This is a genomic window from Burkholderia sp. KCJ3K979 (assembly GCF_016759955.1).
Classification (GTDB): Bacteria; Pseudomonadota; Gammaproteobacteria; order Burkholderiales; family Burkholderiaceae; genus Burkholderia; species Burkholderia orbicola.
The window spans coordinates 81,078-104,493 of the sequence record NZ_JACFYV010000001.1; the positions used below are offsets into that span (position 1 = coordinate 81,078).

The following is a 23,416-nucleotide window of genomic DNA, read 5'->3' on the forward strand; positions in this document are numbered from 1 at the left end:
GCGAAATGATGCGCTCGGTTGAACGTATTCTGGCTGTTTTCGAAAGTTTTAGCGTTGAGCGGAGCAGCCTGTCTCTTCAGGAGATCTCCGAACGCATTGATTTGCCGAAGTCCACCACTTTCCGGATTGTGCAGAGTCTGGAGCGAGCCGGGTATTTGGTTCGATTGGAGGACCAGCAGTACTGTTTGTCCTTCCGCTTCACGAGGCTCGCTGGTCTTGTGCGCGGAACTCTAGGTATTCGCGAGATCGCCCGTCCTTTTATGACGGAGCTCGCCGAGACAACGAAAGAGACCGTGTCCCTTCATACGGTCAACGGTCCCAACCGCGTGTGCATCGATTCCATTTCGACTGTGACTGCCCCTCTTAGAGCAGTGGTGCAGGCCGGTGAACAGATACCGCTGCAGGCGGGCTCTGGTTCCAAGGTGCTGATGGCATACATGTCGAAGGCGGATTTGACGCCGCTGCTGCCGGCCGCTACGAAAGCCACCAAACAAAGCAAGGCGGCTTTTCTCGAAGAGCTCCAGCGCATTCGTGAGAATGGCTACGCTGTCTCGCACGGTGAGCGACTGATGGGCATCTCGGCAATCTCGGCCCCGATCATGGGAGTCGACGGACAGGTCCACTATTGCCTGTCCGTTGGCGCCCCCTCCGTGCGGATGCAGATGCATGAGAAAAACTTCATCAAACTCGTAGTCGAGGCGGCTGTCAATATCTCGCGTCAGTTCGGCGGCCAAACCGAGTAGGGCGGGCAGGAATTCGAAGCGGGGTTCAGAACAGCGATCCCACCATTCCGCCTTCAACCGGGATCGTCGCGCCGGTGATGAATCCAGCCTGTACTGACGCCAGAAAGGTGACTACACCCGCGAGTTCGCTTTGAGTGCCCATCCGGCCAAGAGGCGTCAATTTCTTGCGCGCCTCGGCCTGAGCAGGCGAGTAGGCAGCTGATCCGGCTCGATGCGGGGTTTCGATGAGGGCGGGCGCGACACAGTTGACCGTGACGCCGCTCGAGCCAACCTCATTGGCGAGATGCTTCATATAAGCGGTGACACCGGCCCGGAAGACTGTCGACAGGCTATGGTGAGCCATCGGGGCTTTCACAGATGCCGAAGTGATCGCAATCACCCTGCCCCATCCGCGCGCGGTGATCAACGGAATGGTCTGACTGACCACCTGCAAGACACCGGCGAGCTGGTTCTGATACGCCTCGTCCCAGCGCGTCATATCAACCTCCTCCGTCGTGGCGCGAATAGGATTTGGTGGGCGAGCCGTGTTGAGTACGACAATATCCAGGCCGCCAAACTCTGCTTTCACCACTTCGACCAGCGCAGTGACGTCGCCGCCGACGCGCATGTCTCCCGCTTTTGCAACAGCACGCACGCCATGCTGCTGGGTGATCTCATCCGCGACTGCCGTCAGCTTGTCCTCTGAGCGCGCGAACAGCACCACGTTTGCTCCCTCTGCCGCAAGCGAGTGAGCGATGTTCCGACCCATGCCGCTACTCGACGCGGTGACCAGAGCGGTCTTCCCTTTGATGCCCAAATCCATGATTAACTAGCCTTCACTCTGATGGTTGAACGGTTGGTGCGGTGGCCGGTTCACTGTGCTGTGACCACGACTTCATCGCCTTCGATCTCGAATTTATGAGGCATATCTTCCGACGCCCATTTCATGTATTCGACAACTTCTTCGAACCTCGTATCGCCCGCGCGAAGTACCTCGGGGCGATAGCGGCCATCGAATTTGACCGGAAGGAATGAGACCTTTGCGATCCCCTGAGCGGTGACGTATGCCTTTGCGAGCAGCGCGAGCGTGCAGTCCTTGCCGTAAGGCATCAGAGGGTATTCCGGGTCAAGGTCCATGAAGTTGCGGACGGCGCCCTGTGCCCACGCGGGCTCATTTGTCCAAGCGGGTGCTGCAAATGACTTGGTCATTGCGAAGACGCCGAGACTGTAAAAGATGACCTTGCCCTTGTAGACCTCAATGGCCTTGGGGATATGTGGGGCGTGTCCGACGACGAGATCGGCGCCAGCGTCGATCGCAGCGTGAGCGACGTCAACCTGATAGTCAGAAATGATCCTCGGCAGACGTATTGCGCCAGCGTGGTACGCGAGTACCACCACGTCAACCTTCTTGCGCAGAGCAGCTATATCCTCCGTGAGCCGGGCAAGATCCTGGGGATTTGGCGAGGTCCATACTCGCACGGGCTGGTGGGGCCCGCGCGGTTCATAAGTCGTCTTGACGCGGATGTTGACGACCCCGGGTTTGCCTTTGTCTGCCTCAGTCCCGGCAGTGGCTACCGACGTGTAACCGAGATAGCCGACACGCACTCCCGCCTTTTCGATAATCGCTGGTTGACGGGCCTCGTCGAGGTCGCGTCCGGCACCGGTAACCTGCAGGCCATTTTCAATAAAAAGCTTTCGCGTGTCGAGCATCGCTTCGGAGCCTGCATCGAGACTGTGGTTGTTCGCCATTGTTACTGCGTCGAACAGTCCACCCGTAAAAAGCGTCGACATTTCAATTGGCTGACAGACCTGTGGCGCGTGGTCCGACTTTACTCCGCGTGCCGAGTACGTCCGCATACAGTTCACGAAGCGGAAATCGGCTTCCCGCAGAGAGGGCGCTACCAGCTCTGTGTAGCCTTCGATGGGAAAGCCTTGCTCAGGCCCGTGAGTGGGGCCGCAATCACCACCGATAAGGATCGATGCAAGCTTTGTCATTCCGCCTCCTTATGTTTTGCCCGGCCGCCTCTGCTGAACCGGGGCGCTATTGAAAGGCTAGCGCAACTAGCCATCCGTGGAAACCCGCAGGACAATGGATATCCCATCGGTGTTAAGTTCCAATCAGTGAAACGAGTATTGATTATAAGAACCCATGATAGCATCTCATGGCGCGGCGATGCATTGGGAAACGGTTTGTCAGTTTTGTTTCGCACGTGACGCGCTTCGATTTGACTCGCAAACAGGGAGACAGCGGTGACTGAGACTGACGGATGGACCACACGCACGCGCCTTGCCGACAAGGTTGCGGTTGTTATTGGGGCAGGGCAAAGCCCGGGCGAGGGTCTAGGTAACGGACGCGCGGCAGCAATGCGTTTCGCAAGGGAGGGCGCGCGCGTGCTGGCCGTGGATCGATCTTTGGAATCGGCGCAAGAGACTGCGCAAATCATAAAGAGCGAGGGTTTCGAGGCGCATGCGGTTGCCGCTGACGTCGCACACGAGGAGCAGCTCGCCAGTGCAATCTATGGCGCCAGACAGATGTGGGGTTCCGTCGACATATTGCACAACAACGTGGGCGTCAGCCTCGGCGGCGGCGACGCCGATCTGATGGATATCACAGAAGAACGGTTCGACAACATCTGCCGGATCAATCTGCGCGGTACCGTGTTTGCGTGCAAGCACGCGGTGAAAATAATGAGTGAGCAGCGTTCCGGTGTGATCGTCAACGTTTCCTCAGCTGCCGGGCCAGGAAAGTATCCGTATGTGGCCTACAAGGCGACGAAGGCGGGCGTGATCGCGTTCACGGAGCAGCTCGCGTTGCAGAATGCGCCGCATGGAATCCGTGCGAACTGTATCCTGCCGGGGCTGATTGCCACGCCTATGGCGGTGGATACGCGAGCTCGCGAGTGGAATCAGAGCCGCGAACAGGTCCTGGCTGAACGGAACGCGAAAGTACCGCTGGGCCGGCAAGGTACAGCATGGGATGTTGCGAACGCTGCGTTGTATCTGGCGTCCGACGAGGCGTCGTTTGTCACGGGCGTTTCCTTGCTCGTTGACGGTGGTCGAATTCTTAACCGGATCTAGAGACAGGCGAAGGCGTCGCGAGCACCGTCTTCGCGCGCTTCTGCCCTCTCAGCTAACCACAACGATACCCATCCAGTACTGCAACTGCCCGTCCCGGACCTGCACCGGATATTGACGGACATATTCGAGCGATCCGTTGTCGCAGATGCGGAACACAGTAAGAGCCGCCGGGATGGTCCTGACCTCGCCATCGACGCTCGCCGCCAGTGGTTTGATGCTCGCAGTCACCAGCAGCGTCCCGGTGGGATCACATGCGAAAGTACGCACATGAAAACTTCTTGTGCGAGCATGCTCCACAAGAGTCGGTTCACCCGTGAAAGCGTCGATCCTGAACACGGCGATACTGTTCTCGCCGCCCGCAAAAACCTTCTGGCCGTCGATTTCCTCAGTCCGGTCCGCGCGGTTTGCAACGAACACATACCGACCGGAAGGGTGGACATGGATGGGACCGCCCAGTTGCCGGGCGTCGACACGGTTGGGCGCTTCAAGCAGGCTGCAGCGATATGCTGGCTTACTCTCGATGGTACTGTCTGTAATCCGGAACATGTAAAGCTGATTGGTTCGCTCGTCCGAAACGTACATCCACGGCTGTGTCGGATGGAAGTCGACGTGTCTTGGGCCGAAGCCGTAGCCGCGATCCGGTGCAATTACGTCGCCCGACGAGAGGACGCCGTCAGACAGCGGGAACAGCCTCAATGCACCTGGATCCTCTTCCTTGTCGGCCCGGGCGTTGTTTCCACGGTCCACGATCAACGCTGCCTGCGCGGACGGGAGCACTCGAACCTGATGAGGATAGGCGCCGCAGTCAATGGCATCGTTCTGAGGAACTGGTTCGCCGATTGTGCCGTCCTCGAGAAGCGGATGAATGGTCAGGCCGCTTCGCGGAAAGTTGTGTGCGCTCAGAAGATACTTTCCCGTGGGGTCAACGCAGGTGTGAACGGCCCGGCGATCGAGGATTCGCGAGGGGCCATGCGTCGTCAGCGTTCCATCGTGGCCCATTGCGTACGCGCTCACGTGGTTAAAATCCGACGGTACGTGTGGCCCCGCAGCGCTGGTGGACACGTAAAGATACGGGCCATCGGGGTGGGGCCATGCATACTGGACTTTGGCGGCAGTCCGAATGCTTTCGCGTCGGGTCAGGGTTGCGGCGGTGACGTCGACATCGTAGCGCGTCAGGGTGTCATCGACGGCACTGAAAAGCGAAATGAGACTCATTTTGTGGTGCTCCAGATTGCGGAGTAACGGGCGGGTTCGGCGTCCCTATGGCCGTTTCGGGGTAACCCGCCGGATCGACGATTACGGGTCAAGCTGGTGTGAACATCGGGATGGCGAGGCCCCCCTCGGATCTTTTGAAAGCTACCCGAACCCGCTGGCCAATCGCGATGGCGTCATAGTCGATGTCCACGATGTTGGTGAGCATCTTGGGGCCTTCATCCAGCTTCACATACGCGATGCAATAGGGCGCGCCAGGACCCCGGCGCATAACGCTGTAAGCGTAAATTTCGCCCGTTCCGGCGGTCTCCTTCCACGACAGATCGGTGCTCCAGCAGAAAGGGCAGAGGGAGCGGGGATAGTGATGAGGACGACCACAGCTCGAGCAGAATTTGAGCAGCAACCGTCCTTTATCAGCAGCCGCAAAAAAAGGCTCATCACCGGGATTGATAGCGGGATCCTTGATCACGCGTTCTGCGACGGTAGAAGTCATGCGGGTTACTCCCTTTCCAGGATCACTGTTGCGCCACCGTGGCGGGTTCCAATCGCACCGCCGATTCCAGTCGCCAGGGCAAGCGTACAGTTTGGAACTTGTACCGATGGATGAGCCTCGGTCCGCAACTGTCTTACCGCTTCGATGATTTTCGTCATGCCGCCACGGTTCGATGGATGATTGTTACAGAGGCCGCCCCCGTCGGTGTTGATTGGAAGCTTTCCTTTACCAGAGATCAGGTTGCCATCGGCGACGAACCTGCCACCTTCGCCCTTCGGGCAGAAACCAAGATCCTCGAGTTGCAGGATCACCGTAATGGTGAAGCTGTCGTAGATAGACGCGTATTGGATGTCTGCCGGCGTCACTCCGGCTTCTTCAAAGGCACGCGGTCCGGTCCACGCGGCTGTCGTGTAGGTGAGGTCAATGTCCCCACCCGTCAGGTGTTTTGCTGACTCACCGCATCCCAGCACCCGCACGCGCGGGCGTGAAAGCGATTTTGCGATCTCAGGGCGCGCAATGACGATTGCACCCCCTCCGTCGGTCACGACGCATGAATCAAGCCGGTGCAATGGGTCCGAGATCATTGGCGAGGCGAGAACGTCCTCGACTGACACAAGGGAGCGCAGCATTGCGTGCTCGTTGTATTGTGCGTGGTGAGAAGCAGCCACCTTGACCCACGCCAGTTGCTCGTTCGTCGTCCCGAATTCGTACATATGGCGCATCGCGGCCATTGCATACAGGTTAAGCGGTACCGGACTGTATGGAATTTCGAACGGAGCGTCGGGAAGGTTGGTTCCCCTGTTGCGCACCTGTGTTCCAGCGCTCCCTTCGGAATTGGGCCGACCCGCAAGCGTCACGAGCGCGACATTGCACTTGCCAGCCGCTATTGCCTGCGCGGCGTGCGCCACGTGGATCAGGTAAGAGCAACCGCCCATGTCTGTTGAATCGATGTGGCGAAGCCTGGTCAGATTTAAGTAGTCAGACATCGACCACGGGTTCGCGCCAGGAGCATCACCTGCGCAGAAAAAGCCGTCGATGTCGTCACGTGTGAGGCCAGCGTCCTCGATCGCGCCCTTCGCGACTTCAGCGTGGAGCTGGGCAACTGAATGGTTGGGAGCCTTGCGCAACGGGTGTTCGTAGGCACCGACGATATAAGCCTTGCCTTTGATGGTCATACGGTACGTCTCCTGTCTCAGTGATGCATCCGCAGCGTCAAAACCGCGGTATCGCGCGGGATGCTCAGGGCTTCAATGACTGCACGTTACTTCTCACAAGTTTCAATCAGTGAAATCGATGCTGTCAGTCAGAACCATGATACCATCGCCTCATGCCTGAAAGCGTTTTCTGCTGCGGACTGGAAATTGTGGAAAGACGCTCTCACGCGTAAAGAGGCCGGCGCAGTCGAATGTCGCCCAGATTTCTTTGGCGTCATCTGTGCAGCTGCCTGAGCCGGATGCCACTGGTCAGCCGACACGGCCGGCATTCGCATGTGGGTTGTCAGCGCTCGCGCGCTGTCATGGAGACGAACATGAGTGCAGAGGTGAGAGAAGTGACTACGGAAATCGCTGACTCGAAGTCGCAAGCCGACTTCAGGATCTGGCAATGCGCGTTGTGCGGCTTCATTTACGATGAGGCAGAGGGCTTGCCGTCGGAAGGCATTGCGCCGGGAACTCGATGGGAAGATGTACCGGACGATTGGGTCTGCCCGGAGTGCTCGGTAGGAAAAGCTGACTTCGACATGGTAGAAGTCTAGGTCTTCAGGGTGAGGGCCTGTGCCAGTGCCGCTGCTGAACGGCAAGCGACACCCGCAGCGCAACTTCCGCCCGGACCGCACGCTCGAATATTCATGCAGACAAAGGTTGAATGTCGGCGTGCAGGCCAGTGAGGCCAAGGGCTGACAGTTCGCAATAAAATGACTCAGCCGCAGAGACGGTTGAAGGAGACACCCATGAACCAGTCAATGGAGCCGCCCATCGAAAAGTGGGGCGAAGGCGTCGCATCCAGCTCCGTCGCGACAGACCAACAGATACAGCACACGTATCGCAAGGTAGCGTTCAGACTCGTGCCGTTTCTCTTTTTGTGCTGGGTCGTAAATTACCTCGACCGGGTCAACCTTGGCTTCGCCAAGATGTCACTTTCTCAGGATCTTGCACTTTCCGACGCGGCCTACGGTCTGGGCGTCGGCCTGTTTTCGATTGGCTATGTCCTTTTCGAGGTGCCCAGCAACCTGATGCTGGAGAAAATCGGGGCAAGGCTTACCATGACCCGCATCATGGTCCTCTGGGGTGCCGTAACGTGTTCGATGATGTTCATCCACAACACAACCCAGTTTTATCTTGCCCGCATTCTTCTTGGTGCTGCCGAAGCCGGTTTTTACCCAGGACTTCTCCTTTACCTTACCTACTGGTTCCCATCGGCCCGAAGGGCGCGGATCACTTCGCGCTTCCTGCTTTCGATCGCTGTTTCGGGAATCATAGGAGGTCCCATCGCCGGCTGGATCCTTCACAGCTTCAATAATGTGGCGGGACTGCGTGACTGGCAGTGGCTTTTCCTGCTTGAAGGGCTGCCCGCCGTCCTGCTTGGCGTCGTCGCGTACTTCTATCTCGACGACAGGCCGAAGGACGCGAAGTGGCTGACTGAGAACGAAAAGCAGATTCTGATCGACAACATTCAGGCGGACAGGAAGTTCAAAGGTTCAACTGGCCATCAAGGGCTGCTCGCGGTTCTCCGGGACCCACGAGTCTATGTGGTCGTTCTCGCTTCTCTGGTTACACCAATGCTTGGCATCGTGATGAATTACTGGATTCCCACGATTATTCATCGTGCAGGGGTAAAAGATATTCTGCATGTGGCGATGCTTTCAGCGATACCGTCGATTTTTGGCGCAATCGGGATGATTCTGATCGCACGTCATTCCGACAAACACGTGGAACGACGCTGGCACTATTTTTTCTCGATTTCGATAGGAGCAGTCGGCCTCGTTCTATTGCCTCAGGTGGGCAACAACCCGATGCTCACGATCGGATGCCTCTCGTTGCTCGGCATAGCCTACTACGCAGGTAGCACGATGTTCTGGACAATTCCACCGGCATATTTCTCGGCCGGATCGGTCGCAGCGGGCATAGCGTTAATGAGCAGCCTCGGACAGGCAGGGTCGCTTCTTACGCCAACCTGGCTTGGGTGGCTCATGACGAATACCCACAGCATTGCGATTGGGCTGTACACCATTGCGGCAATTGCGCTCGCTGGAGGTGTGATCATTCTGGTCGGCGTGCCGGCCGCTGCGCTGCGGGAGCGTCAGGATACGTCGATTTAATCGTTATCCCGGTTCGGGGCATGAATTAACCACGGTAAAAAAGTGCATGGACACGGCAGAACTGAAAGCAGAATTCGATCTCGGCACATCAATCGGATTCATTGGACTTGGCGCGATGGGAGCGCCAATGGCGCGCCACCTTGCCCGACAGGGCTACAGGCTTCTCGTCAACGACTTCAACCGTTCCGCGGTCGATTCAGTCGTCGAGTGCGGCGCGCAGGCGGTGGCTTCGGCCCGGGAGGTGGCAGATCAATGCAGCATCGTCCTGCTGTGTCTTCCGTCTCTCCCGGCGATACGGGATGTCCTCTTCGGTGACGCCGGTGTTGCTGGTGGTTCTGCGGTTCGCGTCGTGGTTGATTTTTCGACGACCGGAGCGAATTTCGCCCAGGAAGTAGCAGAAGCTCTCGCTGACAGTAACATTGCGCTGCTCGATTCTCCGATCACTGGAAATGTCACGACCGCGGGTAACGGCACATTGGGAATCATGTGCTCGGGCCCTCGAGCGGCATACGAAAAGGTTGCGCCAGTCATGGCGACGCTTGCGAGTGCCATGGTGCTCTATCTTGGTGAGGAATCGGGTAAGGCGCAGACGCTTAAGTTACTAAACAACCTGCTGTCCGCGACGGGAATGGCGTCAACATGCGAAGCGTTCATTCTGGGCGTCAAAGGTGGACTTGCGCCGCGACGCATGCTCGAGGTTATCAATTCCGGAGACGCGAGTTCCAGTGCCTCACGGAACAAGTTCGCGCGCTCAGTGTTGCCCCGTCGCTTCGATTTCGGTGCACGGATGGCGATCACGGCGAAGGACATCAGCCTCTCCGTCGAAGAAGCACAGAGCCGAGGAGTTCCAATGTGGGTGGGTCAGGCAGTCCAGCAGATCTGGAAGTTCGCATCTACGCAGGGAGGATATGACCGCGACGGCACCTCCCTTATCACATACCTCGAACCGTGGGCTGGTGTCGAAGTCTGCAGCCCTGATGAGGAGCCGTCGTGCCGGATTTCGTTTCCTGAACCGGCTCATCGGGCGCTGGTGCTGATCTGCGCTCAAGCCGCCGTGCGTGAAGTGGCCGAGAGGTTGGTCGCGTCGGGATACAACAGGCTGCAGGAGGAGGAAGAACTGCAAAGAACTCGCCTGGGATTGCCATATGCCTCCAAGGTCACCGTAACTCTCCTAGGCGTAGCAGACGACGAATCCGTAGAGTCAATTGCTGTTCGCATCGTAGATGCCGCTCCAGGGGAGGCTGCAGTTACAAACATGTACCCGATGGCCGTGGGCAAAGCCGTACGGATGAAGGCGCTTCTTGGTCCGGAAATGTCATATTGCGACGCTCTACACACCGGCACGCAACGCGAGCTTACGGCGGGCGACGGAGTGATTATCGTCGGAGGGGACGAGTCAGCTATTCAAGCCGCAGGTCATGCGATCGTGAATCTATGTCGTGACGCCTTCCATATGGGGTCAACAGTCGGCGCTGCACATCTGATGCTGAATATTCATACGTCGTTGTTCGCGACGCTGCTGGCGGTCACGAGCGAAGCGTACGTTGCTGGCGCGAAAGCGGGACTGACGCCCGAACAGATGGCGAAGATCATGGGTATCGAGACAGGGCGCAATGCGGCAAGTTCGCGAATTCTGCCTGGCGAGGTGGCAACACGCAAATTCAACTACGGACTCAGTCTGGGTGAGACGTTCGACCGACTTACTGCTGCGACGGACGAGGCTCGTCAACTCGGAGTGACTACCTGGATCTTTGACAAGGTACGAGGTATCTACGGTCTCGTGCAGGCGTGCACCCGTCCGACTGATGACGTCACGACCGTGGCGCAACAGTATGAACGATGGGCAGGTGTCGAAGTGAGGAGTGGCGGATCGACCAATGCTTAGACGGATCGTTCGAGCGCGCTAGAAGATGCGCATTGACGTCTGGTCCCCAGTGGAATTCATCGCAAAGGTTCACTCAGCATGGACAGGAATGAAGTGACGCAGCCCTCAGGGACTGCACGTGTGGCATTCAAGGGAACTACCCACCGGCAGATCGACGAACTGGCGAGATGGAGTGGCCTGGTGCACGAAGATGCGCTCGAGCCGGATCTTCCGATCATCGATCCTCACCACCACATATGGGATGACGAACGTGGACGCTATATGTCCTCGGAATTGATGCAAGATCTTTCCAGCGGGCACCGTATCGAGGCGACGGTGTTCGTGCAGTTCAAGTCCGGATACCGGAAGGAGGGGCCGGAGTCGATGCAGCCGGTCGGCGAGGTCGAGTTCGCACGTTCGTTTGCGGACGCTTGGGCGAGTCAGGCGCCCGTTGGGCCGCGACTGTGCGAAGGAATCATTGCACATGCCAATCTCACTCTTGGAGACGAAGTGCAGCCCGTGCTCGATGCGATGGCAGAGGCTGGAGGTAATCGGCTCAAGGGCATCCGGCATGGCGCTACCTGGGACAGCGGGAGCGCCGCGTATGGGCGGACCTTCGCAAAGCCGCATCTTCTTTCGGATGCCGCTTTCCGGCGCGGATTCGCCAGGCTTGCTCCAATGGGCCTCACCTTTGACGCCTGGCTTTTCTACCCGCAACTGCAAGACCTGGTTTCGCTTCTGCGCGATTATCCCGATGCGCCGGTAGTCATGGATCATGCTGGAGGTGTCCTCGGCGTTGACCCGCATACTGATCGCACAGCCGTCTTTGACGCCTGGCGAGAGAACGTGAAGCAGGTTGCAAGTTGCCCGAACGTATCGGTCAAGATTGGCGGGTTGGGGATGCTTTACGCAGGATGGGATTTCCATCTTCGCGATACGCCGCCGTCTTCCGAGGATCTGGCAGCGTGCTGGAGGCCTTACGTCGAAACTTGCATAGATCTGTTTGGCCCGGAGCGATGCATGTTCGAAAGCAACTTTCCAGTGGACAAGCAGACATGCGGGTATGGCGTTCTCTGGAATGCCTTCAAGCGGATCACCGAGCGCTTTTCACCGTCAGAAAAGCAGGCGCTCTACAGTGGCACAGCGGCGCGGGTCTACAGACTCAAACAGCCGATTGAGTGACGTAGTCATAAGATTCCAGTATCCCTGCCTGCTTCAGACGCCGGAACTGTCGGCTGTGTCGGGCAGGGCCACCCTCGAGTCCCAGCCGGTATCGGCGCTAAACCTCCTGGCCGATAGGGCGGTTCAATCCTATTCATTTCTGCAGTCTGGCCTGCTCAACGAGCAGAATCGCGATTCTCCTCCAGTCTCTTTCGTTTCGATGAGTGGAACGGGTTTCTTTTGTGTTGACTCTGATCCTGTGGCGGTCGTAAAGTGAACAGAACAGGTTCCGTCAGCAAGAAGGTTAGTTCGCGTCTGGACACGTCGATCTAGGAGCGTCGGCAGGCGGAGCCCAGCAAAAAAAGATTAACAGGAGACGGATTTGTCTTATCGCACTGAAACAGTCGCACAGAGCTATGGTCGGTTCATCGCGAATGCGAGCCTCGAAACCTTCCCGAGCGACGTCGCAGAACACGGAAAGATGCTGGTGGCCAGTACCCTGGCGAGCGCAGCTTTGGGATCGACCCTGCAATCAAGCAAGCTGATCCGCCAGCTCGAAAAGGAACGCGGCGGATTCCCTGTCAGTACTGTCTGGTTTGGTGGTTGGGACAGGTTGCCAGCCGTAGCCGCAGCGCGCCTGAACGGCCTCATGAGTGACGCGGCCGCGTCCGACGACAGTGACCTCCGCAATATCGTTCACAGTGGCACGCAAGCTTGCGCCGCCGCTATTGCCGTTGGTGAAGCGTGCAATGCAAGTGGGGCTCAGGTGCTGGAAGCTGTAATCGCGGGCTATGAAGTTGCGGGAAACATAAACACGGCGATGATTGGAGGCCTGCAGCGCAAGGGCTTTCATGGTTGCGTGGTTGCGACTTTCGCTGCGGCCGCCGCCGCGGCGCGCCTGCTGAAGCTACAGCCGGATGAGGCTGCACATGCGCTGGTTCTCGCGGCAACGTCGTTGGGAGGACTGCATGCTGTCGCTGCAACGAGCCTCGCGCGCGAATACCATGCGGGCAACGCGGCGATGATGGGCGTGTCGGCAGCCGAAGCGGCTAGACACGGATACACTGCGGATCTCGCTGGATTCGAGATGTCGAGAGGCTTCTTCGATACGCTTGGTACGGGCAATCACGCACAGGATGCAGTAGAGCAGCTAGGAACAAAGTGGAGTCTCAGGACAGAACTCGGCATCAAGCTGGTACCAGGCGGCTCTCCGTTCCATGCGGTAGCGGAGGCCGCAGCCATCGCGGCAGAAAAGGGTGATCTTGATGTGGCCGACATCAAGGAAATCGAATTCACGCTCCCTGACTATCCGTTTCCCGGGCCGAAGCACCCGACTGATCTGATTGGTATCGCCCATAGCCCCTTCTACTTTGCTGCCGCGGGAGCAGCAGACCGCGAGTACGGCTGGCAGCATGCGCTTCCAGAAAAGATCGCAGATCCGCGCATCCGTTCGCTCTTCGATCGAGTCACGCGGCTCGACTATGAAGTTCCGAACAAGGCGAACTTCAAGAGCGGCGCGATCGTGAGGATAACAGCGGTAGATGGTGCGGTCCACGAGGCCTCTGTGTGGGCACCAAAAGGCGCAGCGGTCCGTGGCATTCACTGGGCTGAACTAAGGCAGAAGTATGAAGCGCTTATGCCATACGGTGGGGTGAGCTCAAAGCATGTGGCCGCAAGCTTCAGCCAGATTCAGGACATAAATGCCCTGACATCCATCCGAGATTTGATGGACACGATAAGAGCAGATATGCCGTCCTAAGAGGAGACTTGCGCCTCATCGGCGCAATTGACTTAACCATCGCGCAACGCAACCTTCATACACTCTGATGTCGCGCGAAACTGTAAGGAGGAGACAAGATGAATACGTTGAACAAGATTGCGATCGGGATGCTTGTCGCTGCGACCAGCACTTTTTCTAGCATTGCTTCGTCGGCCGATTTCCCGTCCCGAACGATAAGGATTATCGTCCCCGTCTCCGCCGGGGGATGGGGCGATGTGACGACCCGGGTCGTTGCGCAAAAACTCGGTGAGGTGCTCGGGCAGTCGGTACTCGTAGACAACCGGACTGGCGCGGGTGGGCTGGTGGGTATTCGATACACGAAGGAGCAACCGGCGGACGGATACACCCTGATGTCTACTGGAAGCACACTCTCCATCCAGGAAGCGGTCAACAAGGAACCAGGATATGACGCCCTGAAAGACTTTACCCTTGTGGGCACATTCGCACGTTCTCCTGCCCTCGTCGTCGCCGGCGCAAAGTCGAACTACAAAAGCTTCAGCGATCTCGTCGCCGATGCGAAGGCGCATCCTGGGCAAATCAGCTTTGGTTCGGCCGGGATTGGGACGACGACGCATATCGCTGCTGCGATGCTGCTCAAGCAGGCAAATCTCCAGATGCAGCATGTGCCCTACAAAGGCAACGGCGCGGCGATGCCGGATGTGATTGCGGGACGGGTGAGCTTCATGGTTGACGCGTATGGCAGTAGCGCTGCCGGCATTCACGGGGGCCTTCTTAAGGCACTTGCCGTCACCAGCGATTCGCGCCTGCCCGTGCTCGCAGATGTTCCCACCACCGCTCAGCAAGGCCTGCCGGGCTTTACCTATTACTACTGGCTCGGATTGTTCGCGCCAGCAGGAACTCCCAAGGACGTGGTCAAGAAGATAAACGACGCTATGGCGAAGGTGCTCGCTGATCCGGCTTTGAAGGCAAAGCTGGAAGCCCAAGGGACTGAGCCCTTCTACAAGACGACTGCGGATTCCGCGACGTTTCTGACAAAAGATCTGACCGACAATCAGGACATGATCAAGACGATGGGAATTCCCAAGCAGTAAATGTGCAAAAGTGAGGAGCTTGTGATGCAATCGGTCGCCTGCGTCGGAAAGCCATCTGGAAGGTGGTTGCCTGTGTTACAGAAACTGGACGCCCTGACGTGGGTGAGCGCAGGCGACAAACAAAGCGTCGAATTGTTAAGCCGGGATAGCATCTGCGTTCTGATCGCATCTGACGTTAGTCTGGAGTTAAGGGGCCGGCTTCTCAGAGACTGGACGCCAGGAACAAGCGTCATGTTCGTGATGCTCGCGGACGAATATCCAGACGAAGCAGATCAGTACTTCAGGACGACAGTGCATGCGCCGGTCGTATCGGCAGCCTTATCGTTTGATGACAAGGCCAGCGGACGAGTTTTTCTGTCCGGGGACGTCGCTGCGAGTGAAGGGGCCGCGTGGATTTTCGCGGGTCTGGGACTGGACACCGTGTATTGCGGAACTCGTACGGAAGACGCCCAATTGATCTCGCTGATTCAGAATGCAATCTGCTCGGTCAGCCGGATGGTCAGCATTGAGGCGGCGGGGATGGGATTGCGTGCGGGCTTGCCCGTAGACCTGGTTGCGTCGGTGATTGCTCGCAGCAGCGGTCGGAGCCGGCAGGCAGAGATATTTTTTGAAGACCTGGTCCAGAGGGATTGCGATGAAACCGTTAGTTCATCGTCGGTCACGAAAATGCTGGAAAACCTTGTCGAAGTAGCAATGCCTCTGGGCCTGCCGCTTCCGCTCACGTCGGCTGCGATGGTCCTGCTGGACCTAGGGGCGGGGGATGGCGCTGGCAACGAGAGGCCTGTTGACGATCCGTTCACCAGGTATGAGCGGCTCGTCGGGCTACGAAGGGACACGGTCGTCACCAGTAAGGCAGATAAATGTGCCGGAAACGATGCTACGGCTTCACCTGTCATTGGCTATGTTGGGCTTGGGGCAATGGGCAGCGCTCTTGCAATGCAGGCGCTACGGGTCGCTCGAGAGCTTCATGTTTTTGATCCTGATCCGGAAAAGGTCGAGCGCCTCACAAGGGAAGGTGCACTCGCGGCTGCAGATGTCGCTTCTCTTGCTGCCGTATGTGACCTGATCTTTCTTTGCGTTCCCAGTGCGAAAGAGGTCGAACAGATCCTGTTTGGCGTCGATGGCATGTATGCGTCCCTCGGAAGCGGAAAGATTGTGATTGACCAGACGACATGCAGCCCGGCCGATACAGCTCGCTTTGGCCAGCGACTTTCAAGGGCGGGTGTCGCGATGATCGACGCTCCTGTAACCGGCGGCCCGGATGCAGCCCGGAGTGGCGGCCTCGTTACGATGTGCGGTGGGGAGCACGCGGCGTTTTCCCGTGTGAGGCCGGTACTCGAAGCGATGGGAGGAAAGGTCGTGTATTTCGGAGTACCTGGCTCCGGGCAGGCAATCAAGCTTGTGAAAAATTCACTTGGTGCGGGAAACCGGCTGATCATTTACGAGGTCTTGTCGGTCGCAGCAGCTTTTGGCATGCAATTCGACACATTGCGCGCCGCCCTGTCGACGGGCGCGAGCGCCTCCGGCGCGCTGGACCGGATCTTACGATCCATCGAGACAGGTGCTCCTACCGCCGACGCAAGCCTGAGAACGGTGGCGAAAGATCAACAGTTGATCGCTCGCTTGGGTCGTGCGACCGGGGCTTCTATACCTCTGCTCAATATTGTAAGGACCGTGCTGGAGGCAGGAACGCGAATTTTGGGACCGGGGGCGCAGATCGATGAGCTCGGCCGCCTCTACGGGATGGAATCTTTTCTAGGAATCGAGAGATCATGAAAAAGCTTGACCGGTTTTACATCGACGGAAAATGGACGGAACCTGCAGGTAAGGGCCTCTTCGAACTGATCAATCCCGCAACTGAAGAAGGATACGGGCACGTTACGCTCGGAAGTGCCGAGGATGTCGACAGGGCCGTTGTTGCAGCCCGGCGAGCATTCGCATCCTTCTCGCAATTGAAGAAAGAATGGCGGATGGAAATCCTGAGCAGCATCGTTGAGTCACTGCTGAAGCGGGAGTCAGACCTGATGGATGCGGTGACCGAAGAGATGGGTGCACCCAGCAGCTTGAAGGGGCAGACGGGCACCGCGGTTCAGGCATTCCGTCAGGCGATCGTTACGCTGCGCGACTACTCTTTCGAGCATATGCTCGGCGACAACATAGTTCGCCGCGAGCCCATCGGGGTCTGCGGGCTCATCTCCGCGTGGAATTGGCCTTTGCAGTTGATGTGCCAGAAGCTGGCATCGGCATTCGCAGCTGGCTGTACGGTCGTTGCAAAGCCGAGCGAATTTACTCCCCTCAGTGCTGTCGTGCTCGCAGAGGCGCTTGACGCCGCAGGAGTGCCACCGGGAGTGTTCAATCTGGTGAACGGGGATGGTCCGACCGTTGGCGAGGCGGTCTCACGCCATCCCGGCATCGATATGGTCTCCTTCACCGGGTCCACGCGCGCCGGCGTGATGGTGGCTCAGGCTGCGGCCGGCACCGTGAAACGTGTATGCCAAGAGCTGGGTGGGAAGTCCGCAAACATCATTCTGCCCGATGCGGATCTTGCCGCTGCTGCGCGATTCAATGTTTCTCGAGGCTTCTCGAATACCGGTCAGTCCTGCCATTCGCCAACCCGCATGCTTGTGTCGGAAAGCCAGGCAGACGAACTGATTGCGCTGATCCGGAAGGAAGCGCAGTCGGTGAAGGTAGGCGACCCAAAGAATCCCGAAACCACTATTGGACCTGTTGTCAATCGGGCCCAGTTCGAACGGGTTCAGCACTTTATCGAGCGCGGTATCGAAGAAGGCGCGAAGGTGGTCACGGGAGGTCCAGGTCGCCCAGAGGGTCTAAAAAAAGGATTCTTCATTCGCCCAACGGTATTCTCGGACGTACGCCGAGACATGACGATTGCACAGGAGGAAATTTTCGGCCCCGTCCTTTCCGTCATCACATATCGCGATATCGATGATGCTGTCGAAATTGCCAACGGAACCCGCTACGGGCTGGGCGGATATATCTTCTCGTCGAACGTGGAGAAGGCTCGCCAGGTCGCTGAACGCATGCAGGCCGGCCGCATTTTTCTCAACGGTGCGCCATCAAATAACGTGGCGCCCATGGGTGGCTACAAGCAGTCCGGCAATGGTCGCGAAATGGGGATCTTCGGACTTGAAGAATATCTCGAGGTGAAGGCGATGCTCGGGTTCGCGAGCTCAGCAGGATAAGTTAAGTTTCATTGCGCCGAGAGCCCGAGTCAGATCAGAGATCGGCGCGTCCACAGTGGGTAGTTCCTGCAGCAGCTTATAGAGAGGCGGCGCAAAGCCCACGGTTTGCCGGCGCGAGTCCGCCGGTTTTTATTCGATGTTGACAACAATGTCGCCGGTTTCCTCATCCGTCCATGTGTAGTCAGGATGAGGGTCGCCCCAAGGTCAGCGCCTAGGCACTGAGCTCGCTTGGCACGCTGTTCGGTTCGTCCAGCGTGCTGACGGCTGTTAGGACTTTGCGATGGATACGGGAAGCTGGGGCAGATCAAGACGATAAATTCGTGCTGCGGTATCTGAGAACAGATTCCGGCGTTCGGCGGCGGTGAGATCGGCAGCGATTTTCTTGTAGGCGTTCCAGAGAGCACTGTAGCTGCACATAGCCTTGTCAACCGGGAAGTTGCTCTCAAACATGCAGCGCTCGGGACCAAAGAGTTCAATGCAAAGACGCATGTAAGGCTTCCATGCCGCAGCCAGATCGTCGGACGACGGTGGCAATGTACGTTCGTTGAATCCAAACCCGGCATATCGCATGGCGAGGCCGCCTAGCTTCATTACCGTGTTTGGGAGAGCGGCGAGTTCCTCGACTCGCGAGCGCCATTCCGCGAAGACCTCCGCCCGCTTGTCCTTGTACGGGCCGATACCCAGCGGACCACCCGTATGATTGATGACCACGGTTAAATCGGAGTGGTCACGGCAAACCTGAGCCACATCTCGGAGTTGCGTGAAGAAAGCCCATAAGTCTAGCGTCATCCCCATTTTCTGGATGTGGGAGACAGCCGCGCGCGCTGGTGTTGCCCTCAGTACGCCTTTAGGGTTGGCGACTGGCAAGATTTCGCGGCTCTCATGCCATACGACCGTCGGGCGTATTCCCCGGAACTGGCCAGCGCCAGCCTCAATATGTGCTTCGAGCACCAACTGGATGTCGTCACCAAGCAGCAGATCCGCGGTGCCTACGATTCCAGCGCAGATCTGAAGCGACGTGTCCGATCTACTTGTTCCCGCTGCGAGTTGCCGGACGAACTCCGTCTCTCCAACCGGTTTTAGCGATTCCGGACCGTGCTCGCGATACATGCTTCTGCACTGTACGTGTACGGTCGAGATGACGTTGTGACCCGACGAAAAGTCAGCGATGGCTTCGCTTGCCAGGTATTGATCACCGGGGTGATCCCACAGGTGGTGGTGGGGATCTACAATCACCAGTTCGGGTTCGAGAATCTCTTCCGAGCGCAATGCCAGCCAGTCACTTCGTACTGTCGGGTGCGCCTTGAGTACAGCTTCAATCGATTCGTCAGGCATGCGTGATATGAGATGGTTTGGATGTGAAAAGGGCAACCGTGACGTACGGTTGCCCCGAGCGTATAGAGCCGGTTTACGGTCCGTCACTAGCTGCGATCTTGACATCCGGACACGTTAATGCGACGTGTTGATCTGTCGATTTTTGAGCGGCTGGACCTCGATTTTTCCCACCAGCGAGTAGTGCGGTTTGCTTGCCATGATAGCGATCAGACTAACTATGCCAATGAGCATGGTGTACCCGAAAAAGACCCGGATTCCTCCGTGCTGGTAAGCGATAAGCGCAGTTGCAATGATCGGCAACGGACCTCCGAAGATGGCGCCAGACATCTGGTAACCGGCCGAGATGCCCGTGTACCGTACCGAGGTGGGAAACATGTCAGAAAACAGCGACGCCTGGGAGCTGTGACATGCTGCATGACCGACGCCAAGAACCCAGATGTAGCCGGCAACCATGCCGGCGTAGGAGTGTGCTTCCACTGCGAGACAGAACGGGATAGCGCCCGCGAGAAGCGCAACGATGCCCCAGACGAAGACTTTTCGGCGACCGATCGCATCGGACAGGATGCCGTAGATCGGGATCATCACCATCTCGACCGCTGCACCAATGGATACTGCGATGAGCATATCGGCCTGGGCCATTTTGAGCTTGAAGACCGCGTACGAGACCATGGCGACAGCACAGGTGTAGAAAAACGTGTTTGGCGCTGCCTGCGCGAACAGGACGCCGAGCAGTTGACGCGGATACTCTCGCAGTACGGTCATCACCGGGAATTTTTCGATGTTGCCAGACGCTTTTGCCTTCATAAATGCGGGAGACTCGGCCACCCGGTTACGAATGTAGATACCAACCAGCAGCATGGCGGCACTCAGAATGAACGGAACGCGCCAGCCCCATGCCATCAGCGCCTGCTTGTCGAGTGTCGTCATGGCTAGAAACGTAAGATTGCCGAGCAGCAGACCAAAAAACGCCGCGCTCTGCGGGACACTGCCGAAGAGGCCGCGACGCTTCTCGTCAGCGTGCTCGACGACCGCCACGATCGCACCACCGTATTCGGCTCCGGCCGACAGACCCTGCACGATCCGCAGCAGCACGAGCAGGATGGCACCGACGTAGCCTGCGCTTTCATACGTCGGCAACAGCCCGATCAGGGTCGTCGCCGCCCCCATGATGATGAAACTCCACAGCAATGTCGTCTTGCGACCGATCTTGTCACCCAGATGTCCTGCAATTACTCCTCCAATGGGGCGTACAAGCCATGCAGTAGCGAACGTCATGAAACCGAAAATCGTTCCCATCGTAGGATCGACAGCGGGGAAGAAGAGCTTGTTCAGAAACAGGGCCGAAACCGTGCCGAAGATGAAAAAGTCATACCATTCGATCGTCGACCCGATGAACGTGGATGCGATGATGAGGCGTTTCTGCCGCGTCGTTGGCGATGCTGGACTTGCCATCGTTTGTCTCCGAGATTTTCATATCCGTTCTTGTGGTCGCGGTGAATTCACTTCCCTCGACCAGTAGAACCAAATCTATTCCGATTTTCTGACATGGTCAACGTTTTCAGAATTGGTTTCGAGCAATGAAACTTCGCTGGAAGGCGTTTTGATTGTCATAATCAGGAGTGCGGGGACAGCGTGAGGAAACACGATGCGCTCATATCCCGGTTGCAACAATCATGAGGAACGGATTTTGAAAATTCTTGTTACTGGCGGTGCAGGCTTTCTCGGCGCATACATTTTCGACGCCCTGACGCAAGCGGGGAACGAGGTCTATGCGTATGACCGGGCGCAGGTTTCAGCCGATCTCGCGTGGGTCGCCAAGGGTTTGCCAGATGCGCTGATTTACGGCGAGATCGCAGACTTCGCTTCGCTGTCTTCGGCGTGCAGTAGCATCAGGCCGGACGTCATTGTGCACGCGGCGGCGCGTGTAGGGTTTGAGCCTTCGCTCGAAGACCCGAGCGGTTTCTACCAGACCAACGTGATGGGCTTCGTGAACGTCTGCGAAGTTGCGCGTGCGTTCGATGTCCGGAAAGTCGTTCTGATTTCAAGCAACACTGCATGTCATGCCGGAGTCGGGTCCGTGCAGAAAGAAACCGATCCCGCGTTTTCGATAGTGCGTGCGAATCCCTCAGCTCACTACGGCACTTCGAAGATGATTTCCGAGGCAATCGGAATGTCTTACGGCCAATTTCACGGCATGGATTTCCGGGCGCTTCGTGTTGCTGCCGTATACGGTTTTGGCATGCGGACACCGCTCTATATCAAACCGATGATCGAGAATGCAGTCGACGGACTCAAGACGACATTCGCGACTGGGGGGCGAATGAAGCGAGATCTGACTCATGTGCTGGACGTAGGCCGGGCAGTTGCCGCAGCGGTCCACGTCGAGGGCACGCAGCCCGGCCAGTCGCACGTCATCAATATTGCAGCGGGGAACCTGGTGTCGCCGGCTGAGATCGCACGCATTGTGCGGGATATGGTGCCTGGCGCCGGGATCGAAGTCGGGGATATCTTGACGCCGCTAGAGGAAGAAAACCTCAAATCGCGGGTGCCACTCGACATCGGAATGGCAAAGGATCTACTGGGCTGGGCACCACAGTTCCAGATCGAACGCGGAATCGCCGAATACCTGGAGACCTACCGGAACTACCGGGAATCCTGACGGCTTGACGAACGCGGCGACGCCGGCGTGTGGCCGTCATCTGTTCGTTTGGCGAACTGCTGCTTCAGCATCAGACGGCGCCGGGGCTCACCGGCGCCGCGACAGTGACGGTTAAAACTTGTGCCGAATGCCAATGCGGATCGCCAATTGACGGTCTGACGTCGATGGCGTCAACTGGTTGATCGAGGCCACAGCACTTTTGCCGGTGGAGTCTGTGCCATGCGCGTGCTGGAACGTTGCGACAGTGTAAACATCGGTCCGCTTCGACAGAAAATAATCCATGCCGGCCGATCCCTGATGATATGTTGCTGAGCTTTGACCCGCGGCGCCGCTGTTGTGAGTGTAGTCGTACGCGACGCCTGCAACGAGAGCGGGGGTGAACTGATACTTAAAGTTTACTTCGGCGTTGTTGAAGGCCGCGGTGCCAGCGATGCCACCGGCTGGTACAGGACCGCTGGTCCTGTCGCCAAGACTCATAAACCGGGTGTTCGAGTATGTCGCCCCAACTGTGGCAGCCCCGAACGTATAGGCGGCACCTGCACCGATCACCTGTAACGTATGAGCCGATGCGTATCCAGAGATGACCGGCGACGAACCCAGGTTGGATCCCGGCACTCCGCCAGTCGTGGCCGCCTGCGTACCTCCGCCTCCATAGAACGAGGTGTTGGGATTGCGGACATTCAGGTATCCAACGCCCGCCAGAAGTGGGCCGTTCGCGTAGTTGGCGCCAAGAGACCAGATCTGATTGCGGCTGACGTTGCCCGCGACACCGCCGAGCGAGTAGGTGCCTCCGAATGTGAGTCCGGCGATTGGCTGGCTCGTGTATTTGATTTCGTTGTTGACGCGGTACGTGTTGTTGAAGTTGTCGAGATCGGCCGGATGCGCGGCCATGTAGCCGCCCCATTGATCGCCGACTATAAACTGGCCGAGATTGTCGACGACCATGTCGTATTGACGGCCAAGCGTCAAGGTTCCATATCGGCTGCCGAGGCCGACATACGCTTGTCGACCGAATAGCAGGCCCCCTTGACCCATCTTGCCATTATTAACGTCGAAGCCGCTTTCAAGTACGAAAAGGGCGCTCATTCCGCCGCCGAGGTCTTCACGGCCCTTGAGTCCCCATCGGCTCCCTTGCAGGACACCGCTCGAAAGATTGTAAAGACGCTGTCCGCCCGCGTTGCTGTTGTAGTTGATACCTTCGTCAATGACCCCGTACAAGGTCACAATGTTCTGGGCATAGACGGACAAACTGAAACTGCCAAGCGCGGCAAGCGCAAACAACTGCTTTCGCATCATCTGTCTCCAATGTCTTGTAGTAGGTGCATGGACGCGATGCCATTCCGTAATGGACATGCGCACGGTCTCACTGTCGCAGGCGTCAGGAGCCAGGACTTCCACGACCATCGCTGTATGGCCGGACAGGAGCACGCGCTTCCGAATCTATCCGTCGTGCGGAGAACCGTCAATCCAACGGAATCAGTGCCACTGATCGGAACTAGTGTCCAACACACATGTGTGATCCGGAGTTGGAGGAACGACGG

20 protein-coding genes are annotated in these 23,416 nt (G+C 57.7%); 12 read left to right on the forward strand and 8 right to left on the reverse strand.

What is annotated here, in order from left to right:
- Positions 1-5 precede the first annotated feature (5 nt).
- On the forward strand, positions 6-743 hold the full coding sequence (locus H3O04_RS00375; protein ID WP_237666098.1) for an IclR family transcriptional regulator: 738 nt from the start codon (positions 6-8) through the stop codon (positions 741-743).
- 25 nt (positions 744-768) lie between these two features.
- Here H3O04_RS00375 and H3O04_RS00380 read toward each other — a convergent pair whose 3' ends face one another.
- Both H3O04_RS00380 and H3O04_RS00385 read right to left on the reverse strand, forming a co-directional pair.
- Positions 769-1,545, reverse strand: a complete 777-nt coding sequence (locus tag H3O04_RS00380; protein ID WP_202586808.1) for an SDR family oxidoreductase — start codon at positions 1,543-1,545, stop codon at positions 769-771.
- Between the two features lie 50 nt (positions 1,546-1,595).
- Complete coding sequence (locus tag H3O04_RS00385) at positions 1,596-2,717, reverse strand: CapA family protein (RefSeq protein ID WP_202586809.1); 1,122 nt, start codon at positions 2,715-2,717, stop codon at positions 1,596-1,598.
- A 255-nt stretch (positions 2,718-2,972) separates the two neighbouring features.
- Here H3O04_RS00385 and H3O04_RS00390 point away from each other — a divergent pair, with 255 nt between their 5' ends.
- On the forward strand, positions 2,973-3,800 hold the full coding sequence (locus H3O04_RS00390) for a glucose 1-dehydrogenase (RefSeq protein WP_202586810.1): 828 nt from the start codon (positions 2,973-2,975) through the stop codon (positions 3,798-3,800).
- Between the two features lie 48 nt (positions 3,801-3,848).
- Here the strand turns inward: H3O04_RS00390 and H3O04_RS00395 are convergent, their stop codons facing one another.
- From H3O04_RS00395 to H3O04_RS00405, 3 genes are all read right to left on the reverse strand, one after another.
- Positions 3,849-5,015 (reverse strand): lactonase family protein, encoded by a 1,167-nt coding sequence (locus H3O04_RS00395; protein ID WP_202586811.1) that lies wholly within the window; start codon positions 5,013-5,015, stop codon positions 3,849-3,851.
- 88 nt (positions 5,016-5,103) lie between these two features.
- Positions 5,104-5,505, reverse strand: coding sequence for a Zn-ribbon domain-containing OB-fold protein (locus H3O04_RS00400; protein WP_202586812.1), 402 nt, complete (start codon positions 5,503-5,505; stop codon positions 5,104-5,106).
- A 5-nt stretch (positions 5,506-5,510) separates the two neighbouring features.
- Entirely contained in the window at positions 5,511-6,680 is a 1,170-nt protein-coding gene (locus H3O04_RS00405) for a thiolase domain-containing protein (protein WP_202586813.1), read from the reverse strand.
- Between the two features lie 75 nt (positions 6,681-6,755).
- Here H3O04_RS00405 and H3O04_RS00410 point away from each other — a divergent pair, with 75 nt between their 5' ends.
- The 9 genes from H3O04_RS00410 (at position 6,756) to H3O04_RS00450 (ending at position 17,881) form a co-directional block, all read left to right on the forward strand.
- Positions 6,756-6,953 carry a hypothetical protein gene (locus H3O04_RS00410; RefSeq protein ID WP_202586814.1) on the forward strand — a complete coding sequence of 66 codons (198 nt, stop codon included), beginning with the start codon at positions 6,756-6,758 and terminating at the stop codon, positions 6,951-6,953.
- Positions 6,954-7,033: 80 nt separating this feature from the next.
- A complete protein-coding gene (locus tag H3O04_RS00415; RefSeq protein WP_237666099.1) occupies positions 7,034-7,258 on the forward strand; it encodes a rubredoxin in 225 nt (74 codons plus the stop codon).
- Positions 7,259-7,453: 195 nt separating this feature from the next.
- Complete coding sequence (locus tag H3O04_RS00420; protein ID WP_237666100.1) at positions 7,454-8,821, forward strand: MFS transporter; 1,368 nt, start codon at positions 7,454-7,456, stop codon at positions 8,819-8,821.
- 46 nt (positions 8,822-8,867) lie between these two features.
- Positions 8,868-10,706 (forward strand): NAD-binding protein, encoded by a 1,839-nt coding sequence (locus tag H3O04_RS00425; RefSeq protein ID WP_202586816.1) that lies wholly within the window; start codon positions 8,868-8,870, stop codon positions 10,704-10,706.
- A 78-nt stretch (positions 10,707-10,784) separates the two neighbouring features.
- Positions 10,785-11,867 (forward strand): amidohydrolase family protein, encoded by a 1,083-nt coding sequence (locus H3O04_RS00430; protein ID WP_202586817.1) that lies wholly within the window; start codon positions 10,785-10,787, stop codon positions 11,865-11,867.
- A gap of 361 nt (positions 11,868-12,228) precedes the next feature.
- Positions 12,229-13,605: an MmgE/PrpD family protein gene (locus H3O04_RS00435; RefSeq protein WP_202586818.1), complete on the forward strand. Its 1,377-nt coding sequence runs from the start codon at positions 12,229-12,231 to the stop codon at positions 13,603-13,605.
- Between the two features lie 98 nt (positions 13,606-13,703).
- The gene (locus tag H3O04_RS00440) at positions 13,704-14,678 is read left to right on the forward strand and encodes a Bug family tripartite tricarboxylate transporter substrate binding protein (protein WP_237666101.1); all 975 of its coding nucleotides are present in this window, start codon (positions 13,704-13,706) and stop codon (positions 14,676-14,678) included.
- A gap of 231 nt (positions 14,679-14,909) precedes the next feature.
- Entirely contained in the window at positions 14,910-16,454 is a 1,545-nt protein-coding gene (locus H3O04_RS00445) for an NAD(P)-binding domain-containing protein (RefSeq protein ID WP_202586819.1), read from the forward strand.
- Entirely contained in the window at positions 16,451-17,881 is a 1,431-nt protein-coding gene (locus H3O04_RS00450) for an aldehyde dehydrogenase family protein (protein ID WP_202586820.1), read from the forward strand. The genes H3O04_RS00445 and H3O04_RS00450 overlap by 4 nt, the downstream gene beginning before the upstream one ends.
- A gap of 267 nt (positions 17,882-18,148) precedes the next feature.
- On the opposite strand, the gene H3O04_RS00455 is transcribed toward H3O04_RS00450, so the two are convergent.
- Together H3O04_RS00455 and H3O04_RS00460 are read right to left on the reverse strand one after the other, a co-directional pair.
- A complete protein-coding gene (locus H3O04_RS00455; protein ID WP_202586821.1) occupies positions 18,149-19,216 on the reverse strand; it encodes an amidohydrolase family protein in 1,068 nt (355 codons plus the stop codon).
- A 114-nt stretch (positions 19,217-19,330) separates the two neighbouring features.
- Positions 19,331-20,668, reverse strand: a complete 1,338-nt coding sequence (locus H3O04_RS00460; protein WP_202586822.1) for an MFS transporter — start codon at positions 20,666-20,668, stop codon at positions 19,331-19,333.
- A gap of 193 nt (positions 20,669-20,861) precedes the next feature.
- Here H3O04_RS00460 and H3O04_RS00465 point away from each other — a divergent pair, with 193 nt between their 5' ends.
- Positions 20,862-21,875, forward strand: coding sequence for an NAD-dependent epimerase/dehydratase family protein (locus tag H3O04_RS00465; protein WP_202586823.1), 1,014 nt, complete (start codon positions 20,862-20,864; stop codon positions 21,873-21,875).
- Positions 21,876-21,986: 111 nt separating this feature from the next.
- Here the strand turns inward: H3O04_RS00465 and H3O04_RS00470 are convergent, their stop codons facing one another.
- Positions 21,987-23,168: a porin gene (locus tag H3O04_RS00470; RefSeq protein WP_202586878.1), complete on the reverse strand. Its 1,182-nt coding sequence runs from the start codon at positions 23,166-23,168 to the stop codon at positions 21,987-21,989.
- Positions 23,169-23,416: the final 248 nt, after the last annotated feature.

Coding starts and splice junctions, on each gene's coding strand:
- H3O04_RS00420 (WP_237666100.1), top strand. CDS start 7,454: ATGAACCAGTCAATGGAGCCGCCCATCGAAAAGTGGGGCGAAGGCGTC.
- H3O04_RS00395 (WP_202586811.1), bottom strand. CDS start 5,015: ATGAGTCTCATTTCGCTTTTCAGTGCCGTCGATGACACCCTGACGCGC.
- H3O04_RS00440 (WP_237666101.1), top strand. CDS start 13,704: ATGAATACGTTGAACAAGATTGCGATCGGGATGCTTGTCGCTGCGACC.
- H3O04_RS00405 (WP_202586813.1), bottom strand. CDS start 6,680: ATGACCATCAAAGGCAAGGCTTATATCGTCGGTGCCTACGAACACCCG.
- H3O04_RS00375 (WP_237666098.1), top strand. CDS start 6: ATGATGCGCTCGGTTGAACGTATTCTGGCTGTTTTCGAAAGTTTTAGC.
- H3O04_RS00400 (WP_202586812.1), bottom strand. CDS start 5,505: ATGACTTCTACCGTCGCAGAACGCGTGATCAAGGATCCCGCTATCAAT.
- H3O04_RS00415 (WP_237666099.1), top strand. CDS start 7,034: ATGAGTGCAGAGGTGAGAGAAGTGACTACGGAAATCGCTGACTCGAAG.
- H3O04_RS00385 (WP_202586809.1), bottom strand. CDS start 2,717: ATGACAAAGCTTGCATCGATCCTTATCGGTGGTGATTGCGGCCCCACT.
- H3O04_RS00445 (WP_202586819.1), top strand. CDS start 14,910: ATGTTCGTGATGCTCGCGGACGAATATCCAGACGAAGCAGATCAGTAC.
- H3O04_RS00460 (WP_202586822.1), bottom strand. CDS start 20,668: ATGGCAAGTCCAGCATCGCCAACGACGCGGCAGAAACGCCTCATCATC.
- H3O04_RS00465 (WP_202586823.1), top strand. CDS start 20,862: ATGCGCTCATATCCCGGTTGCAACAATCATGAGGAACGGATTTTGAAA.
- H3O04_RS00410 (WP_202586814.1), top strand. CDS start 6,756: ATGACTGCACGTTACTTCTCACAAGTTTCAATCAGTGAAATCGATGCT.
- H3O04_RS00470 (WP_202586878.1), bottom strand. CDS start 23,168: ATGCGAAAGCAGTTGTTTGCGCTTGCCGCGCTTGGCAGTTTCAGTTTG.
- H3O04_RS00380 (WP_202586808.1), bottom strand. CDS start 1,545: ATGGATTTGGGCATCAAAGGGAAGACCGCTCTGGTCACCGCGTCGAGT.
- H3O04_RS00450 (WP_202586820.1), top strand. CDS start 16,451: ATGAAAAAGCTTGACCGGTTTTACATCGACGGAAAATGGACGGAACCT.
- H3O04_RS00455 (WP_202586821.1), bottom strand. CDS start 19,216: ATGCCTGACGAATCGATTGAAGCTGTACTCAAGGCGCACCCGACAGTA.
- H3O04_RS00430 (WP_202586817.1), top strand. CDS start 10,785: ATGGACAGGAATGAAGTGACGCAGCCCTCAGGGACTGCACGTGTGGCA.
- H3O04_RS00425 (WP_202586816.1), top strand. CDS start 8,868: ATGGACACGGCAGAACTGAAAGCAGAATTCGATCTCGGCACATCAATC.